The 1,679-nt window shown below is 43.2% G+C and carries 1 pseudogene; it reads left to right on the top strand.

What is annotated here, in order from left to right:
- Nucleotides 1-70: 70 nt before the first annotated feature.
- Nucleotides 71-991: pseudogene (locus tag R7R24_RS24370) on the top strand (lysine decarboxylase LdcC); the annotation flags it as partial.
- Nucleotides 992-1,679: the final 688 nt, after the last annotated feature.

The raw sequence follows: 1,679 nt of genomic DNA, 5'->3' as shown, positions 1-1,679 counted from the left end.
AAGACGTCGGATATATGTTAGCGACCGTATCATTCAATTAGCCATTGCATCCTGAGGTGCGTCCATATATGTTGCTTCTACTGAAACTGCAGCGGCAATGATGCGCGGCAACACTGGTAAGAAGTTGATGCAAGACTCTATCGATCGCGCAATCCGCTTCCGTAAAGAGATCAAACGTCTAGAAGCAGAAAGCGACAGCTGGTTCTTCGATGTATGGCAACCAGAAAACATCGATAGCACAGAATGTTGGAAACTAGACCCTAGCGACACATGGCACGGCTTCAAGAACATGGATGACAACCACATGTATCTTGATCCAATCAAAGTAACGCTACTGACTCCTGGGATGAATAAAGAAGGCGAACTAGAGGAATCAGGTATTCCTGCTTCGCTGGTGGCTAAATTCCTAGACGAGCGCGGCATCGTGGTAGAGAAAACAGGTCCATACAACTTGTTGTTCCTATTCTCAATCGGTATCGACAAATCAAAAGCAATGCAATTGCTACGCGGTCTAACTGAATTTAAACGTGGCTACGACTTGAACCTAACCATCAAGAGCTTCCTACCTTCGCTATACAACGAAGACCCAAGCTTCTATGAAGGCATGCGCGTTCAAGAACTAGCACAAGCAATTCATGACCTAACTAAGAAATACAACCTACCAGAGCTAATGTACAAAGCGTTCGATGTACTTCCAGAAATGAAAGTAACACCACACGCAGCATGGCAAGAAGAGCTTCGCGGTAACGTAGAAGAAATCAAACTGGAAGAAATGGTTGGCCGCGTAAGTGCGAACATGATCCTTCCTTACCCTCCAGGTGTGCCACTAGTACTTCCTGGTGAAATGGTGACTCAAGAGTCTCGCCCTGTGCTGGACTTCCTAGAGATGCTTTGTGAGATCGGTGCGCATTACCCAGGTTTCGAAACCGACATCCACGGTCTATACCAACTAAAAGATGGTAGCTACACCGTAAAAGTATTGAAGAACTAAGTTCCTCTCGAAGATGACGTCATTGGGAATGCAAGCATGCTCCACTCTTACGAGCTCAATGCGTCATCGAACAATAACGGCATATTAGATATACCCCTAACTATTCTGTCGTAAAGAGAAGAGCAAGGATGCTCTGATCTTTTCTTCTATATAGAAGAAGTAATTTCCAAGACTTCACCTGAAGTACCCCAAATAAAAAGCAAAGACCAAAAGAGCAGTTCGTCATCGTTCTGCTCTTTTTTTTCGTCTTTATATAGTTAGAAAGAGAAAAAAGAACCAAGAGAGATAAGATCAGCAACCGAAATCACAAAGAAACCGGCGATCTTTTAATGCAGAAGTCAGGTGTTTCATCATGAAAAGATCCTCTGCAACCCGAAATATTAGACAAGATCGTTGAGTATCCATGCAGAATGCTTGTTATTTGTTCGGTTGAAAGTTTTTTTGCAAAAAACGCTTGTGCTAATTTCTCAACCCCCTATACTGCGCATCCACCGACACGGAGTGAGACGAAAGTCACACAGCGAGTCGGGAAGAGAGAAAAAAGAATTTGAAAAAAATGCTTGACTCTCTCACGGTGTGAAGTAAGATACGCACCCCTAACGACGAGCAATTAAGTTGCTGAAAATGTTAGAAAAGCTCTTTAAAAATAAGAACCTATCAATCTGTGTGGGCACTCGTTGATGATAAT

The organism is Vibrio sp. 704 (assembly GCF_033339295.1).
Note: the sequence above shows the minus strand (reverse complement) of the source record. Positions and strands in the feature narration are given on the sequence as shown.